Origin of the sequence: Halobaculum sp. MBLA0143 (genome assembly GCF_041361465.1) — an archaeon.
In the GTDB taxonomy this organism is placed as follows: domain Archaea; phylum Halobacteriota; class Halobacteria; order Halobacteriales; family Haloferacaceae; genus JAHENP01.
Map to the genome: position 1 here is coordinate 2480530 of NZ_JBGKAC010000001.1, position 15363 is coordinate 2495892.

A 15363-nucleotide genomic window follows, 5' to 3' on the forward strand; every position below is an offset into this window, starting at 1 on the left:
TATTTTGTCTATTTTCAACTGTATCGATTCTAGACGACCAAAAGATTAGTACGCTATCAGAAGAAAACCCGCTCAACATGGTAACCAGAAGAGAGCTGTTGGCTGGATTGGGACTCAGCGGACTGGGCACCGCGTGGCTCGGGATGAACCACGCCAGCCCCAAGTACGACTCACGCCACAACGGGAACTACCCGTTCGAGGAGCCTATTCTCGACCTGGAGTTTCCCGCCGTCGAACTCGGGTATCCGAAGTACTACCAACAGGTGCTAGAGACGAGAGCGGAACTGGACCGGCTGTTCAGACGAGAGTACGTCCGTTCCGAGTTCACCAGCCTTGTCGAGGCGTTCGATGGCTTCGACATGCCGAGCGGATTCGTCACCGTCTTCGGGCTCGTGATGCCGCGGACACGGACGCTCACCTTGACGGATCGACACGTCGAGGTCGACTGGCTCGCCGGTCCGGGTGTCCAGAGTCCGCGGACGCTCACTTTGGAGTACAGAGTAATCGAGAACACCTCTGCGACCGACGACGAGCGTTTCTACACAGTCGTCAGATACTTCGAGACGGACGGGAGCCGCCCGCCCGACGAACTCGCCGTCGAGATCAGGCGCGGTCAGGTCACCGAAGTGGGCGAGTGATCGCCGCCGGCGGTGCGGCGACGTTCCCGCCGCCCTGTCACTCCTCGCCGACCTTCACCAACTGCTTGCCGATGTTGTCGCCGTCGAACAGCCCGAGGAAGGCGTCGGGGGCGTTCGCCAGCCCCTCCGTGATCGTCTCGCGGTACTGGAGGTCGCCGGCGGCGACGAGTTCCGCGAGGTGTTCTGTCGCCTCGCGGAACCGTGGCGCGAAGTCGCGGACGAGGAACCCCTCCACGGTCGCGCGGCTCTCGATCAACGACGGGAGCTTCCGGGGGCCGGTCGGGACCGCCTCGTCGTTGTACAGTGCGATCTGGCCGCAGACGGCGACCCGGGCGTCGACGTTCAGTCGGGCGAACACGGCGTCCGTGATCGGGCCGCCGACGTTGTCGAAGTAGACGTCGATCCCGTCGGGCGCGAGTTCGTCCAACCGCTCCGGCACGGTCTCGTGTTCGTAGTCGATCGCGCCGTCGAAGCCGAGGTCGTCGGTGAGCCAGTTCGTCTTCTCCTGGCTGCCGGCGACACCGATCACGTCGGCACCCTGGAGCGCGGCCAGTTGGCCGACGACGGAGCCGACGGCCCCGGCCGCGCCGGAGACGACGACCGTGTCGCCGGCGCGGGGCTGTGCCACCTCGCGGGTACCGAAGTACGCCGTCCGGCCGGGCATTCCGAGCACGGACAGCGCAGCCGAGGTCGGCAGCCCGCCGGTGTCAACCGGGGTGAGATCGTCGCCGGCGGCGACGGCGTACTCCGCCCACGGGAGGTTGCCGACGACGGTCTGGCCCGGCTCCACGCCGGCACCGCCGGCGACCACCTCGCCGACGACACCGCCGCGCAGCGGGTCGCCCACGTCCCACGGCTCCGAGTACGACTCGCCGGCACGCATCCGGTCGCGCATGTACGGGTCGACGGAGAGGTACTGTGTACGGACGAGCGCCTCGCCCGGGTCGGGCTCTACTTCGACGGTACGGAGCTCGAAGGCGTCGTGATCCGGTCGCCCCTCGGGTCTGTGTTCGAGGTGGAACCGGCGTGTCTCGGTCGGTGACACGCTCGAACGGTGGGCACACGGTCCGATAAGTTCTCTACAACGAGACGGAACCCGTCTGCAGTTGCGTCAGTTCGGGCTCTCGACGGAGTCGCCAGGATCGCTGGAGTCGTCGGGATCGCTGGGATCGTCGGGATCACTGGAGTCGTCGGGATCGCTGGGATCGTCGGGATCACTGGAGTCGCCGAGCTCGCTGGGATCGTCGGGATCACTGGAGTCGCCGAGCTCGCTGGGATCGTCGGGATCACTGGAGTCGTCGGGGTCGCCGTGTTCTACCCCCTCGCGGCGGTCCGCGCGCTTCCGGCGGATCGCGGCGGCGCCGACGCTGGCGTCGTAGCCGAAGAACACCTCGCGGGCCGACGCCTCCGCCACCTCCGTCGCGTGGATCAGGTCGTCCACGTCGACGTTCACGGCGTACAGCTCCACGGAGAAGTCGACGGGCAGTTGTGCGAGTCGGTCCGCGAACCCGCGGGCGATGGTCTCCAGCCAGTAGGTCGTCCCGTAGGCGGTGTCGTACAACGGGACGACGAACTCGTCGACGTACTCCGACAGCGCTTCCAGGTCCAGCCCCGCCCGTTCGTGGAGGTGACCCGAGTACGGGTCCGGGTACAGGGTGAGGTACACTCGGCCGGGGATCCGGTCCGTCGCCTCGCGCACGAACTTCGTGATCACGGACGCTCGCCAGTCGTACCACGCCGCTCCGCCCGGCTCCGGCGACTCCTCTTCGGTCTCCGTGGCCGCCCACTCGCGGAACTGCTCGGTACACCGGTCACAGTAGCAGTACTCCGGGCGTGGGAACCCGACATCGTCCAGCCGCACGTCCGGGGAGACGGCGGCAGCGTCCTCCACCATCTCCAGAACCCCGGCGCGGTAGTCCTCGCGGGTGGGACAGACGTACGCCCAGTCGAAGTACGTCCGGTCGCGGGTCGCCCGCTCGCCCTCGTCGGAGACGGGCGCGAGATCCGGGCTGTCTGCGACGGCCGCGTTGTCGCCGAAACAGGAGATCATGTTGACCGCGTCCGCGAGCGGCTCCGCCGCACGGCCGGTCACGTCTTTCACCTCGTAGAACGCGCGGTCGAAGGCGTCCCACTCCGTCTCCTCCTCGTTGCGCGTGACGACGCCGTAGTCGGTCATACCGCTCGTTGGCCACGGCTGGGCGTAAGTCGTTCGACGGAGAGCGAGCCGCGGGAGCTACTCTTCGGTGTCGACCTCGACCTCGACGGAGTCGTCACCGGAGGTGAGGACGACGTACAGCAGTACGATGATGCCGAACAGGAGGACGAGCTTCGATTTTCCGGACATGCCTCTGCGTTCGCGGGGTGGCTACAAATCGTTTCCGGGACACCGACGGGCGACGGGGCTCACCGCGACAGCTGCTCCCCGAACCCCTCCCGCAGGATCGTGTCACAGTACTCACACCGGACGCCCTCCTCGACGACGGCGAAGCTGGCGTCGACTGGCTCGTCGGCGTTCGTGATGCAGTTGCGATTCGGACACTCCAGGACCCCGGTCACGCGCTCGGGCCGAGAGACCCGGTTCTTCTCGACCACGTCGAACTCGCGGACGATGTTGACGGTCGCGGCGGGCGCGAACAACGACAACACGTCCACCTCCGACTGGCTGAGTTCCCGTCCCTCGACTTTCACGACGTCCTTCTGGCCGAGTCGGTCCGACGGGACGTTCATGACGACGGAGACCCCGAGCCCCTCGGAGCCGTCGATCTCCAGGAGCGAGAGCACGTTCAGCGCCTGGCCGGCCGCGACGTGGTCGATGACGGTGCCGTCGCGGATCTTCGACACCCGGAGCTTCTGGTCGTCGTCTGTCACGCCGACTCACCTCCGTCGCCGAGGAGAGCGTCCAGCAACGCCATCCGCACGGGGACACCGTTGTGTGCCTGCTCGAAGTACTTCGCGTGGCTCGTCTCGTCGATCTCCGGTGCGATCTCGTCGACGCGGGGCAACGGGTGCATGATCGTCAGGTCGTCGCGTGCAGCGTCGAGTGTCGTCTCGTCGACCCGGTACTCCCCGGCGACGGCGCGGTACTCGTCTTCGTCCGGGAACCGCTCGCGCTGGATCCGAGTGACGTACAACACGTCCAGTTCGGGGATCACGTCGTCTAAGCGCTCGTGTTCCCGGAGCCTGGCGCCGGCGTCGTGGAGGTCGTACTGGACGCTTCGTGGGAGTTGGAGCGACGGCGGGGAGACGAAGTGCATCCGAGCGTCGAACTCCGTCAGCGCCGCCGCCAGCGAGTGGACCGTCCGGCCGTACTTCAGGTCGCCGACGATCCCCACCGTGAGGTCGTCCAGCCCGGCCGCCTCCCGCATCGTGTACAGGTCCAGGAGGGTCTGGCTCGGGTGTTGGCCGGCACCGTCGCCGGCGTTGAGCACCGGCACGGAGACGTGTTCCGAGGCGAGCCGCGCGGCCCCCTCGCTGGGGTGTCTGAGCACGATCCCGTCCGCGTACCCCTCGATCACCCGGACGGTGTCGGCGAGCGACTCACCCTTCGTCACCGAGGACGTGTCGACGGAGCCCATGTCGAGCACGTCCCCACCGAGGCGTTTCGCCGCCGCCTCGAACGACAGCTTCGTCCGGGTGCTCGGCTCGAAGAAACACAGAGCCAACAGACTGTCGGCGAGCCGGTCGCGGACTGCAGACGGGTCCGCGGCGATCCGCGCCGCCCGGTCCAACAGCCCCTCGATGTCGGCACGGTCCAGTTGCCCGGCCGACAGCAGGTGGTCGTGTCGCATCGTCTCCCTCGGAGTGTGGCTGGCTCTTGAAACCACCGAGACCGGGACGCCGGGGTAGCCACGCGAGTTTTCACCGCCGAGGTCGTACGGCGTGGTGTGCCAGACGACAGCGACCGGGTCCGGGCGCACGTCTTCGTGAGCGGCCGGGTCCAAGGGGTGTACTTCCGGGCGACGACACGCGACACCGCCCGCGAGCACGGCGTCGACGGCTGGGTACGGAACTTGGACGACGGTCGCGTCGAGGCCGTCTTCGAGGGGTCACGCGACACGGTCGAGTCGCTCGTCGCGTTCTGTGAGGAGGGGAGTCCCGCGGCGTCCGTCGAAGACGTGACAGTCGACTACGAGACGCCACGCGGTGCCGACGGGTTCCGGGTGCGACGGTAGCCGGGAGTCACTCCGGGGGTGACGGCTACACCGTGGCGGCGTACCGGTGTTTCAGGTGGCCGAGAATGTCGTTGACGATCTCCGGGTCGTACGTCCAGAACCCGTAGAACAGTCGCTCGTCCGTGTCGCCACGCTCCTCGGCCAGGAGCGCACAGGCGTCCAACGGGTCGCCGGCGCCGTCGAACACGACGAACCAGGACTCGGCGATCTCCTGGCTGTCCTCCTGGTGGAGGGTGACGCCCTCGATCTCCGGCACCCCCGGCGCCGGGGTGCTGTAGGCGTGAATGTCGAGGTTCTTCCCCGCCAGGTCGGCGTACACGTCCGCCTGCTGGCGGATGGCGGCCGTGCGTTGGAACCCGGTGTGGAGCGTCCCCTCGCCTTTGCGCCAGGCGCGGTCCTCGACCTCGCGTGTCGCCGCCATCATCTGCTGGAGGTCGTAGGACGTGAACGTCGCGTCGTCGAGGTGCTCGATGATCGGCGCGAACGGCGAGGTCTCCCGTTCGTCCGTCGGGTCACCGAGGTGTCGGAGGTCGACCGCGGCCAACACCTCGTCTTCGGCGTCGCTGTCCGAGAGAACGGCGTAGCCGGACAGTTGGCTGTCCGTCGTGCCGACCTCGATCCGGACGGTCTGTGACTCGAAGTACTCTCGGAGCTGCCTGACGATATCCCGTGAGGGAGGGTCGAACACGGTCAGCCGCTTCTCGCGGCTCTCGACCCTCTCGATTATCTCCCGGAGTGACATCTGGTCGCGCCAGCTATGCACTACACGAATTTAAAGCTGTGTCTCACCCGGAGACGGGCGACGGCGGGGCTCTGGGAAGCGCTACGGTTAAGTGGCGCGACCCGGAATTCCAGGGTGAGCGCCAGTGGTCCAGTGGTAGGACAGTGGCTTCCCAAGCCACTAGCCCGGGTTCAATTCCCGGCTGGCGCAGTTCTCGGGCCCAGTCGGAGACGTAAGCGACGAACCCGCCGGCCGGGGAGACGGACACAACCCGCTGGACGGCCGTGACGACGGCTTCCCCCGACGGATCCTGTCGGTCGCTGACGACGATCACGCCAGCGTGGTCCGTCGGAGGTGGGTCGGTGAAGTCGGCGTTGTCTGCTGTGAGCAACGGTCGGCCGTGCCTCGCCGCGTACGCCAGAACCGCCTCGTCGTCTGTCCCCTCTCCGAGTTCGTCCACTGCCTTCACCCGGAGCACGTCGTGGCCCGCGTCTTCGAGTGCAGTTCGCCACTGCGGCTCGACACACTCGTCGGTCGGGACGGGGACGGGCGTCACTCCGGCGTGACGACCTGCTCTGCTCCCCGTCTCGTCTGCTCCAGTCGGTCCGCGATGGCCTCCATCTGGTCGCGGTCGGCTTTCGCGTACGCCAGTGCCGAGTGGACCTCCGCGACCGCGAGTTCGTAGCTGTCGGCCAGGTCTCCACCGTCCGGTCGTGATCCTCGTGCCGACGGTAGAGGCGGTGGAGGCCCACCCGACGGCCCTCGATCCGTGGCTGGCCGCCGAGCACGTCGTCCGTCTGGACGATCCGTGGGGTGGGGTCGTCTTTCGTCCGTGGCTCGCCGCTGCTCGTCGTTCGTCCGTTCGTGCTCCAGTCGTATCACTCCGGCAGCGCTGCGGCTGTCGGTCGGTCGACGCCACTCGCTCGCCGTCGGTGACTCGGTGTGCTGTTCGCGCCCACATCTACGACTATCTAGTTACCCCTCAGTTGTGGTTCGGCGAATCGAACGTCCGCCCGACGGTCGGTCACGAGGAATTATTACACGCGCCGGCGAACGCCGGGACACGGATGGACCTCACGGAGATTCCGGGTGTCGGCGAGAAGACCGCCGACGCGCTCGCCGAGTTGGACGACCCCGAGGCGGCGCTCCGGGAGGGTGACGTGGCGACCATCGCGGGCGTATCCGGGGTGTCCGAGGGTCGAGCGGTCGTGATCGCTCGTGGCGCGATCAGACACCGTCACGACGACCCTGGGGGGTGGGCGGCGACGGACCGAGCCAAAGAGGTACACGACCAGGTGTTGTCGTTGCTGCGAGACCGGGCCGTGACGGAGTACGCCCGCAAGCGGCTGGCGACGCTGTACCCCAGCACCGTCCCGGAGCGGATCGCGGAGGTGCGGGCGTGGGCCGCCGACGCCGTCCAGCGAGAGCCGGATCCGGACGTGTTGTCGGCGCTGGAGGGGGTGGCACCGCCGACGGAGCCGTCGGATCTCCGAGTGCGAGAGCGGGCGCTGGCGACCGCCGACGCCGAGCGGTACGCCGAAGTGGAGGCGGCGTTCCCGGAGCTCCCCGTAGAAGTCGTGGAGGGGCCGGAGGACTTGGCGGAGCTGGGACGGTCGTACGCCACCGTGTTCGTGTTGGACGAGACGTTCGCGGGCGTGGACGTGGACGGCGACGTGCGGGTCCTCCCAGAGCCGGAGACGGAGCCGGAGACGGTCGTCCCCGAGCGACTGTTGGCGTTCGTCGCCGACAACCGCGACAGTCTGTCTGCGGCCGCGACCGTCCACGAGCGCGCCGGGCTGGAGCCGGCGTGTGATCTCGGGACGCTCCGCGACGTGCTCGCCCGCGTCGACGACGACGGCGGGATCGTCGGTGACGAGGAGTTGGACCGACTGGCCGACGCCGTCGACGACGTGGGCGCCGCCGCGAGCACGGCCGCGAGCGCCGCCAACGACCACCTCCGGAGCGTGATCCAGGAACGCGACGTGACCATCGAGGGCCAGGACTTCCTCTCGCTCGTCGAGCAGGGTGCCCGCGTCGACTCGTTGCTGGCCCGCGAGCTCGCAGACGAGTACGACGAGGCGATCCGGAAGGCCCGCGAACGGTTCGCCGACGCGCTCCGCCTGGAGCCCGGCGAAGAGGAGATGGCAGAACGGGTGTTCGGCGGCGAGCCGACGTTCCCGGTCGAACACAACGAAGAGCCGCTGGCACGGCTCCGGACGGAGCTGAAGACCGCCCGGGACCGCCGGGCTGCCCGGCTGAAGGCGGACTTAGCCGAGGAGATCGCGGCGCTGCGGCCGGACGCCGAGCAGTTGCTCGCCGACGCGCTGGAGTTCGACGTGGAGCTTGCGGTGGCCCGCTTCGCGGCGGACTTCGACTGTGTGATGCCGACGTTCGTCGGCGACGAGATTCCGGACGATCCAGCGGGGCGCGCGCTCGCGGCCGACGGCGACGGCGGGACGGAGACGGAAGCCGGAGGCGTCACTCGACTCCCCTCCGGCGACGCCGGCGCCGAGATCGAGATCGAAGGCGGGCGGTCGCCGATCCTGGACGAGGCGTTCACGGACGTGGAGCCGGTGGACTACGGCGTCTCCGGGGTGACGATCCTCTCCGGTGTCAACTCCGGCGGGAAGACGTCGACGTTGGATCTGGTCGCGCTGATCGCCACGCTGGCACACGTCGGGCTCCCCGTGCCGGCGGCGGCGGTGCGGCTCCGCCGCGTCTCCGGGCTCCACTACTACGCCAAGTCACAGGGGACGCTCGACGCCGGGGCGTTCGAGTCGACGCTCCGGGAGTTCGGCGACCTGGCGACCGGGGCCGACGGTCGACTCGTCCTGGTGGACGAACTGGAGTCGATCACGGAGCCGGGGGCGTCCGCGAAGATCATCGCCGGCATCCTCGAACGGCTCCACGACCAGGGAGCGACGGCGGTGTTCGTCTCACACATGGCCCGGGAGATCCGCGAGACCGCCGGCTTCGACGTGGCCGTCGACGGAATCGAGGCGCTGGGGTTGGAAGACGGGGAGTTGGTCGTCGACCGCTCGCCCAAGAAGAACCACCTCGCGCGGTCGACACCGGAGCTGATCGTCGAGAAGCTGTCGGACGCCACCCCCGGCGAGGAGGGGTCGTTCTACGAGTCGTTGCTGGAGAAGTTCTGAATCAGAGGCGGACCAGTACGGGCGAGCACACACCAAAAAAGCGAGGCTTGAGCACGATACGTCAGAGATGGACCCCGCTGTTACGGACGGAAGTTCTCGATCTTGTAGACGACGCCTTCTCCGCGTCCGCAGACGAACATTGCGTCGTTGTCCGGCCCACATCGGACGCAGGTGGGCAGCGTAAACCCGTTAGCGACCCGTGGTGTGAACCGATACTGTTGGCTGTCGTGTGGATCGATCGCTGCGACGCTTCCCTTGAACGGCTCTGCGACGTAGACGAGTCCATCCTTCCGGTTGTAGACGGAGCCACCGACTCGCCCAAGCCCTTCTGCTACGAGCCTGTCGTCGTTGACGTGATCGATATGTGTCACCGTCTCCGACTCCGGGTCCATGTCGGCACGAGCGACGTGCCCCAGCGGACCGACGCTGTACAGCAGCGCCTCCCCGGCAGGCGTGACCCACTCGCCACAGTCGATCTGGTACGGTTCCCAGTTGTCCGGCCAAGCGCGCCGAGGAGTCATGCCGGGGAACTTGTCGCGTACTGGGATCTGATCGACAATTGTCGGGTGGTCATCTGCGTCGTCTCCGCTAGTCACGTCGATGACGCGGCTACTCCGGCCTTCGCCGGGGTTCACTGTAGTGTACACCGCGTCCGTGGCGTCGTGGTAGACGATACTGTAGGGACCGGCGAGTTCAGATGCGAACACCGTCTCGTTGTCCACTGAGGAGAACTCGCCGCCGCCGGTGATGTCGCGGATTCGTCCTTCCCAGCACTCGTTGGCGAGGATCCGACCGTCGGGCAGCATCGCCATGCTGGACGGTCCTTCGAGTCCAGAGGCGAACACCCGCTCGTCGTCCGCAGTGAGGCCGCCGAAGTCTCCCCCGTCGGTCACATCAACGATGCGACCATTCGTGCGTTCGGTTGCCAGGAGGCGCCCGTCATGTGTCCACTCCATGTGCGAGGGATTGCTCAGATTGGTAGCATGGAGTGTCACGTCAACCTCTCGTTGCTTGGTCTGCACCATCTCGTCTGTTGCTGTCCCAGTTGACATAGCGCAACCAACTTTTGTTCAGCTATAAAAATAAGTTTCTAAATATCCCCTACACTACTCTGGGCGTACAATACATCAGAGGTAACATTGCTCTCGCTGATAAAGGCAAGTATGTTGCCGAAGGACAGTCTGCCACCGCGGCCAATTTTCAAGTATTACATATACGTCGCAACCGCGTGGGGCGGCTTCCACGTCCCAGTAAACGTGCTCATGTTCCGATCCCGGGGCTTGAGCTTCACCGAAATTGGGCTCGTAGTGGCCGCTGGAAGCGCCGTGACCCTCCTCGCGGAGATTCCAAGCGGTTACGCCGCCGACAGGCTCGGACGGCGAAACAGTCTTTTGTTGTCGGCGGGACTAATGACATCTGGATCACTCGTCTTTGCTCTCGCTGGAACGTTTCCAGCGTTCGTTCTCGCACAGGCGACATTCGTCCTCGGAATCTCGTTTCGGTCGGGAACGTCCGGCGCGTGGTTGTACGACACGCTCTCGGAGATGGATCGTGAAGACGACTACGCACACGTCTCTGGTCGAGGGCAGACGGCACTCCTGGTGGTGATGGGCGTGACTTCCGTCGCCGGCGGCTATCTTGGTCAAATCGACTACGGACTCGCCTACCTTGCAACTGCTGCAACGACAGCGATTAGCTTCCTCGCCGCGCTGACGTTCCGCGAACCGTCACCGACGGATGACGACAACGACAACCTCGACATAGAGACGATTCGATCGGTCATTACCGAAGAGCTAACCCAGCCACGCCTCCGTGACGCGGTGATCGGGTTGGCACTGTTCTTCGGAGTTGCAACGACAGCGAACAGCGTGCTGGTACAGCCACTGAGTGTCGGTGCTGGCGTTCCGGAGGCACAGATTGGGTGGCTGTACGCGACGTTCACCGGTGTCGGTGCAGCAGTTAGCTACGTGACTGGCTGGGTTGAGGAGCAGCTTGGGACAGAACACACGCTGGTCGTGGCACCGTTCCTCGTCGCGGTCGCGTTGGGTGCCGGCGGCGTAGTCACGCTGGCCGTCGTCCCGGGGTTCGTGGTCATGCGTGGTCTCCAACGGCTGGTGAAGCCGCTGTCTGGACAGTTGATCAACGACGAACTCTCGTCGGTCGGGCGGGCGACCGCGCTGAGCGTCATCGCATTAGTGTACTCGGTCGTCGGAATCCCACTCCGCGTTGCAGTTGGACGAGCGACCGACGTGTTCGCGTCCGAGACCATTCTGTTCGGTCTGGCTGGACTCCTGATTGTTGCTGGCGCGTATCTCGGTGTCAGAATGTCGACTACACGGGGCGATCCACAAGCACAACCGTCCGACTGACTCTCTCTGTCCGACAGCCGCCTGTTGCCATTCGTAAGATATATTTTCATCCATACAGGGACGAGAGTATTTTGGGGAGACGGCTGTCTCGAAATGTCAGATTCTACTCCTACCACACTGTCGCCGAACGATTAAGTGGTGGGGCGCGTAGACTCCGGCAATGCCCGGGGACCCCGAGGAGGGGATGTTGGCGTGGGACGAGTCCGTGTTCAGGGACGAACACGTCTTCGAGATCGACTACGTCCCGGAGACGTTCCGCCACCGCGAGAGCCAGGTAGACTCGCTGAAGTACGCCCTGCGGCCGGCCGTCCGGGGGTCGCGCCCGCTCAACAGCGTCGTGCGCGGGCCGCCCGGCACCGGCAAGACCACCGCCGTCCAGAAGCTGTTCGGCGAACTCGGCGGGGAGACAGACGTGTGGACCGTTCGGGTGAACTGTCAGGTGGACGCCACCCGGTACGCAGTCTTCTCGCGGATCTTCGAGGGCGTGTTCGACTACGAGCCCCCCTCCTCGGGCGTCTCCTTCAAGAAGCTGTTCGGCCAGATCACCGACCGACTCGCCGACGAGGGGGCAGTGTTGGTGGTCGCCTTGGACGACGTGAACTACCTCTTCTACGAGAACGAGGCGTCGGACACGCTGTACTCGCTCCTGCGCGCCCACGAGGCGGACGGTCACGCGGAGGCGAGCGCGAAGATCGGCGTCATCTGCGTCTCCTCGGACCTCTCTCTGGGCGTGATCGACGAACTGGACACCCGAGTCCAGTCCGTGTTCCGGCCGGAGGAGGTGTACTTCCCCGTGTACGACGCCGACGAGATCGTCGACATCCTGCGCGAACGCGCCGACCGCGGGTTCCACGACGGGGTCTTGGGTGCGCCGGAGCTGGACCGCGTGGCCGAACTGACCGCGGAGTCGGGCGACCTCCGTGTCGGGATCGATCTCCTGCGGCGGGCGGGGCTCAACGCCGAGATGCGAGCCTCCCGCACCGTCTCCGTCGACGACGTGGAGGAGGCGTACGAGAAGTCGAAGTTCGTCCACCTCTCCCGGAGTCTCCGGGGGCTCTCGGAGTCGGAACGCGCGCTCGTGGCCGTCCTCGCCGACCACGGCGGCGACCAGGCCGGCAACGTGTACGAAGTGTTCCACGACCGCACCGACCTGGGGTACACTCGGTACTCGGAGATCGTGAAGAAGCTGGAACAGTTGGGGCTCGTCGAGACGGAGTACGCCGACGTGGAGGGCCGCGGCCGGTCGCGGGAGATCGAACTGGCGTACGACCCCGACGCGGTTGCGGAGCGGTTGGAGCGGGAGTAGCTACGCCGACTCGAACCCTTCCTCCCACCGGAACTTCCCGTTCTGCTGGATCACTTCCCCGTCCACGAGAATTCGGGAGTCCTCGCTCACGTCACAGATCAGGTCGGTGTGGACGGCCGACTCGTTGCCGGTCTCCCCGTCGGGCAGACAGGCGCCGTACGACCGACCGACCGCGAGGTGGACCGTGTCGCCCATCTTCTCGTCGAACAGGATGTTGTCGGTGACGCGGTCGATGCCACGATTCATGCCGATCCCGAGTTCGCCGAGTCGGCGGGCGCCCGGGTCCGTGTCGAGTACGTCTCGGAGGGCCTGCTCGCCTTGTGCCGCGGAGACGTCCACGACCTCGCCGTCCTCGAAGGTGAGCGTGGCGTCGCGGACGCGCCGGGAGTTGACCGTCATCGGCACGTCGAAGGTGATCTCCCCCTCCGTCGCGTACGGCGCCGTGAACACCTCGCCGCTGGGGAGGTTGTGGGAGTCGTACGCCACGCTGGCGGCGGAGTTGACGGCCGTCCGGCCGTCGATCCGCATCTCGACGGCCTGCTCGCCGGTCTCGATCCGGACCTCGCTGCCCTCGTCCAGCAGTTCCTTCGTCTTCGCCATCTCGTCGGCCAACGACTCCCAGTCCCGGAGGACGGCGTCGTAGACGAACTCGCGGTAGGCCTCGACCGACATCCCGGCCTGTTGGGCCAACGACCGCGTCGGGTGGACGGTCGACACCCAGTCCGTGTCCATCCGCGCCTCGCGGATCCCCGTCCGGGCCGTGCGGTGAGCCTGTCGTGTCTCGCCGGCCACGTCCGCCTGGGCGGCGGTGTTGCGACCGCGGCCGAGCCGGAGCACGGCGTCGGCTTCCTCGTACAGCGACAGTTCGAACCCGGGGTCCTCGTCGAACTCGCCGTCGTGTGCCCGGCGGTACGCCCGCTCGATCTCGTCGCTGTCGTAGACGGCGACGTAGTTGGCGCCCCGTTCCCCGAGCGCCTCGCAGACGGCGACCGCGAGGTCGTGGCTCCCCTCCGACACCGCCACGACCACGTCGTCGCCGGCGTCGATCCGTGCGCTCCAGTCGACGAGCACGTCGGCGTGCTCACGAACGCGCTGGTCCATACACACGACACGGGAGCGACGGGCAAAACGACGGTGGTCTTCGCGCTGTGAGCCCGGTGGTGGGCGATACCGCGGGACGGCGACGCCGTCGGCCGGGCTTCGCTACTCTGTCGGCCCGCGGACGTACGTCTGTTCGTGGTCCGGGAACACCTCGCCGACGGCCTCGGGACCGTGGTCGTCTGCGAGGATGGCCCGGAGCTCCCCCTCGTAGTCGGCTCGAGTGATCTCCTCGCTGGGGCCCGTCTCCACCTCTAGGCTCTCGGCGACCAGCCGGTCGACGGCGCTGCGGCCGAACCCCGCGAGCGGAGAGAGGTAGTCGACGTCGTGGCGGTCCTCCAGCGACTGGGCGAACGCCCGAGAGACGCTGGGTACTCGGTCGTCGCGTCTGGAGCCGTCCGCGACGGCGTCGACGTCTCGCTCGGCGACGGACTCCAGGGCGTGTTCGTGGACGCGTTGGATCCCGTTTCGGGGGTAGCCGTCCGCTCGCATCCGTTCGACCGCCTCGTCGGCCACCGCGCGGTCCAACGCGTGGGTGTCGAACGGGAACCCCAGCGCGTCCGCCGCCCGAGCGGCGTGCTCCCAGTCGTCCGTCACGCCGAACGTGGCCGTCACCAGCTCCACGTCGTAGAAGCGGTCCAACACGAGTGCCGCCAGCGAGGAGTCTTTCCCGCCGCTGTAGAGGAGCGCGAGCTCCACGGCCTACCGACGCCGGACGTTGAAGCCGGAGTCGTCGGGCTTCAGCTCCTTCAACAGGCTCTTCATCTGGTCTTCGTCGATCCGACCGTCGATCCGGCCCGACTGAGCGACCGCGAGGACCTGTTTCTTCGCCTGCTCGGCGAACTGCGGCTTGCTCATCTCGACGGCGTTGAGCCGTTGGCGAGCGCCGTCCGTGAGGTACTGCTTGAGCATCGCCTCCTGTTGGGCCTCCGCCTGTTCCTGTGCGGCCTGGCGTGCCTCCTCGTCGCCACCCTGGTCGCTCTGCTGGCGGAGCTGTTCACGCTTCTTCTCTCGGAGTTCCTGCAGCCGCTCGTCGTCCTCCGGGTTCTGGCTCATACCGTCGGATTCGGTCGTGAGACGCAAAACGATTTCGGAGGGTGTTCCCACAGAGATTTGACGCCGCGACACGGACCTCCGGGTGTGATCGTCGTTGCCACCGACGACTTCGCGCTGTACCACGCCGCAGTCGACGAACTGCGGGAGCGGGCGGCCACGTTCACCACGGTCGAGCCCGGAGCCGAACTCCCGGAGCGGGCGGACGTGGTGCTGTCTGCCGCCGAAGACGGGGTGTCGTACCCCGACGCCGGCGTCGGCCACGTCACGACGACCGCCGAGGACGCCCGCGGGGGGGTCGACGAGGCGCTCGGACTGCTCCGCGGGACGGACGGCCGGACCGTGGTCGGTGTCGACCCGGGCGAGCGCCCGGGGGTCGCCGTCCTCTCCGGAGAGACGGTGGTCACGGCCTACCACGTCCCGGCGTCGGCAGCCGTCGAGACCGTGCGGTCGGCGGTGGCAGACGAGCCGGACCCGCTCGTCCGTGTCGGTGACGGCGCCCGTCTCCACGGCGCCCGGCTCGTAGAGGAGCTAGACGAGGTGGCCGTCGAGCTCGTCGACGAGAGCGGGACCACCCCGTCGCTGGGGCGTGGGGCGAGCGGGCGGGCGCTGGCGGACGTGCTCGCGGCGGTCAACATCGCCCGGATGGAGGGTGAGCCGGTCGAGACCCGGGACGTGGAGCCGACGCCGGGGGAGATCCAACGGGTGAAGAACCGGTCGCGGGAGCGGTCGGACGGCGACCGGACGCTGGACACGGAGCTTGCCAGACGTGTCGCGTTGGGTGAACTGTCGCTGTCGGAGGCGTTGAGGCGTCACCGCGAGCGGTGAGGACGGGGCGGGTCGGCGACTTT

Annotated in this window: 14 protein-coding genes, 1 tRNA gene and 2 pseudogenes; 7 read left to right on the top strand and 10 right to left on the bottom strand. The window is 67.1% G+C overall.

The genetic code is table 11. From position 1 onward, the window contains the following. Window positions 1–77 precede the first annotated feature (77 nt). Window positions 78–638 (top strand): hypothetical protein, encoded by a 561-nt coding sequence (locus RYH79_RS12905; RefSeq protein ID WP_370899763.1) that lies wholly within the window; start codon window positions 78–80, stop codon window positions 636–638. Between the two features lie 37 nt (window positions 639–675). Here RYH79_RS12905 and RYH79_RS12910 read toward each other — a convergent pair whose 3' ends face one another. The 4 genes and pseudogenes from RYH79_RS12910 to pyrB form a co-directional block, all read right to left on the bottom strand. Continuing rightward, on the bottom strand, window positions 676–1683 hold the full coding sequence (locus RYH79_RS12910; RefSeq protein ID WP_370899765.1) for an NADP-dependent oxidoreductase: 1008 nt from the start codon (window positions 1681–1683) through the stop codon (window positions 676–678). Window positions 1684–1926: 243 nt separating this feature from the next. Next, window positions 1927–2814 (bottom strand): annotated as a pseudogene (locus RYH79_RS12915) (hypothetical protein); the annotation flags it as partial. A 227-nt stretch (window positions 2815–3041) separates the two neighbouring features. Next, window positions 3042–3506 carry an aspartate carbamoyltransferase regulatory subunit gene (pyrI, locus tag RYH79_RS12920; RefSeq protein WP_370899767.1) on the bottom strand — a complete coding sequence of 155 codons (465 nt, stop codon included), beginning with the start codon at window positions 3504–3506 and terminating at the stop codon, window positions 3042–3044. Next, window positions 3503–4426 (bottom strand): aspartate carbamoyltransferase, encoded by a 924-nt coding sequence (gene pyrB / locus RYH79_RS12925; protein WP_370899769.1) that lies wholly within the window; start codon window positions 4424–4426, stop codon window positions 3503–3505. The genes pyrI and pyrB overlap by 4 nt, the downstream gene beginning before the upstream one ends. 96 nt (window positions 4427–4522) lie before the next feature. Between pyrB and RYH79_RS12930 the strand changes: the two genes are divergently transcribed. Further along, on the top strand, window positions 4523–4810 hold the full coding sequence (locus tag RYH79_RS12930) for an acylphosphatase (protein ID WP_370899771.1): 288 nt from the start codon (window positions 4523–4525) through the stop codon (window positions 4808–4810). 25 nt (window positions 4811–4835) lie between these two features. On the opposite strand, the gene RYH79_RS12935 is transcribed toward RYH79_RS12930, so the two are convergent. Next, on the bottom strand, window positions 4836–5552 hold the full coding sequence (locus tag RYH79_RS12935) for a DICT sensory domain-containing protein (protein WP_370899773.1): 717 nt from the start codon (window positions 5550–5552) through the stop codon (window positions 4836–4838). Window positions 5553–5670: 118 nt separating this feature from the next. Between RYH79_RS12935 and RYH79_RS12940 the strand changes: the two genes are divergently transcribed. Then, a tRNA-Gly gene (locus tag RYH79_RS12940) sits at window positions 5671–5741 on the top strand. Between the two features lie 94 nt (window positions 5742–5835). On the opposite strand, the pseudogene RYH79_RS12945 reads toward RYH79_RS12940, so the two are convergent. Continuing rightward, window positions 5836–6492: pseudogene (locus RYH79_RS12945) on the bottom strand (DUF5615 family PIN-like protein); the annotation flags it as partial. Window positions 6493–6598: 106 nt separating this feature from the next. Here RYH79_RS12945 and RYH79_RS12950 point away from each other — a divergent pair. Then, on the top strand, window positions 6599–8686 hold the full coding sequence (locus RYH79_RS12950; protein WP_370900888.1) for a helix-hairpin-helix domain-containing protein: 2088 nt from the start codon (window positions 6599–6601) through the stop codon (window positions 8684–8686). An 80-nt stretch (window positions 8687–8766) separates the two neighbouring features. Here RYH79_RS12950 and RYH79_RS12955 read toward each other — a convergent pair whose 3' ends face one another. Further along, complete coding sequence (locus RYH79_RS12955) at window positions 8767–9738, bottom strand: PQQ-dependent sugar dehydrogenase family protein (RefSeq protein WP_370899775.1); 972 nt, start codon at window positions 9736–9738, stop codon at window positions 8767–8769. Window positions 9739–9849: 111 nt separating this feature from the next. Here RYH79_RS12955 and RYH79_RS12960 point away from each other — a divergent pair, with 111 nt between their 5' ends. Both RYH79_RS12960 and RYH79_RS12965 read left to right on the top strand, forming a co-directional pair. Next, entirely contained in the window at window positions 9850–11055 is a 1206-nt protein-coding gene (locus RYH79_RS12960) for an MFS transporter (RefSeq protein ID WP_370899777.1), read from the top strand. Window positions 11056–11215: 160 nt separating this feature from the next. Next, window positions 11216–12361, top strand: a complete 1146-nt coding sequence (locus tag RYH79_RS12965) for an ORC1-type DNA replication protein (RefSeq protein ID WP_370899779.1) — start codon at window positions 11216–11218, stop codon at window positions 12359–12361. Here the strand turns inward: RYH79_RS12965 and RYH79_RS12970 are convergent, their stop codons facing one another. From RYH79_RS12970 to RYH79_RS12980, 3 genes are all read right to left on the bottom strand, one after another. Further along, window positions 12362–13462 (bottom strand): aminopeptidase, encoded by a 1101-nt coding sequence (locus tag RYH79_RS12970; RefSeq protein WP_370899780.1) that lies wholly within the window; start codon window positions 13460–13462, stop codon window positions 12362–12364. Between the two features lie 102 nt (window positions 13463–13564). Then, a complete protein-coding gene (locus tag RYH79_RS12975; protein ID WP_370899782.1) occupies window positions 13565–14158 on the bottom strand; it encodes a DUF7411 family protein in 594 nt (197 codons plus the stop codon). A gap of 3 nt (window positions 14159–14161) precedes the next feature. Beyond that, window positions 14162–14515, bottom strand: coding sequence for a DNA-binding protein (locus RYH79_RS12980; RefSeq protein ID WP_370899784.1), 354 nt, complete (start codon window positions 14513–14515; stop codon window positions 14162–14164). Between the two features lie 84 nt (window positions 14516–14599). Here RYH79_RS12980 and RYH79_RS12985 point away from each other — a divergent pair, with 84 nt between their 5' ends. Next, entirely contained in the window at window positions 14600–15340 is a 741-nt protein-coding gene (locus tag RYH79_RS12985) for a RuvC family protein (protein WP_370899786.1), read from the top strand. Window positions 15341–15363: the final 23 nt, after the last annotated feature.

Coding starts and splice junctions, on each gene's coding strand:
- RYH79_RS12905 (WP_370899763.1), top strand. CDS start 78: ATGGTAACCAGAAGAGAGCTGTTGGCTGGATTGGGACTCAGCGGACTG.
- pyrB (WP_370899769.1), bottom strand. CDS start 4,426: ATGCGACACGACCACCTGCTGTCGGCCGGGCAACTGGACCGTGCCGAC.
- RYH79_RS12935 (WP_370899773.1), bottom strand. CDS start 5,552: ATGTCACTCCGGGAGATAATCGAGAGGGTCGAGAGCCGCGAGAAGCGG.
- RYH79_RS12950 (WP_370900888.1), top strand. CDS start 6,599: ATGGACCTCACGGAGATTCCGGGTGTCGGCGAGAAGACCGCCGACGCG.
- RYH79_RS12955 (WP_370899775.1), bottom strand. CDS start 9,738: ATGTCAACTGGGACAGCAACAGACGAGATGGTGCAGACCAAGCAACGA.
- RYH79_RS12960 (WP_370899777.1), top strand. CDS start 9,850: ATGTTGCCGAAGGACAGTCTGCCACCGCGGCCAATTTTCAAGTATTAC.
- RYH79_RS12965 (WP_370899779.1), top strand. CDS start 11,216: ATGCCCGGGGACCCCGAGGAGGGGATGTTGGCGTGGGACGAGTCCGTG.
- RYH79_RS12970 (WP_370899780.1), bottom strand. CDS start 13,462: ATGGACCAGCGCGTTCGTGAGCACGCCGACGTGCTCGTCGACTGGAGC.
- RYH79_RS12980 (WP_370899784.1), bottom strand. CDS start 14,515: ATGAGCCAGAACCCGGAGGACGACGAGCGGCTGCAGGAACTCCGAGAG.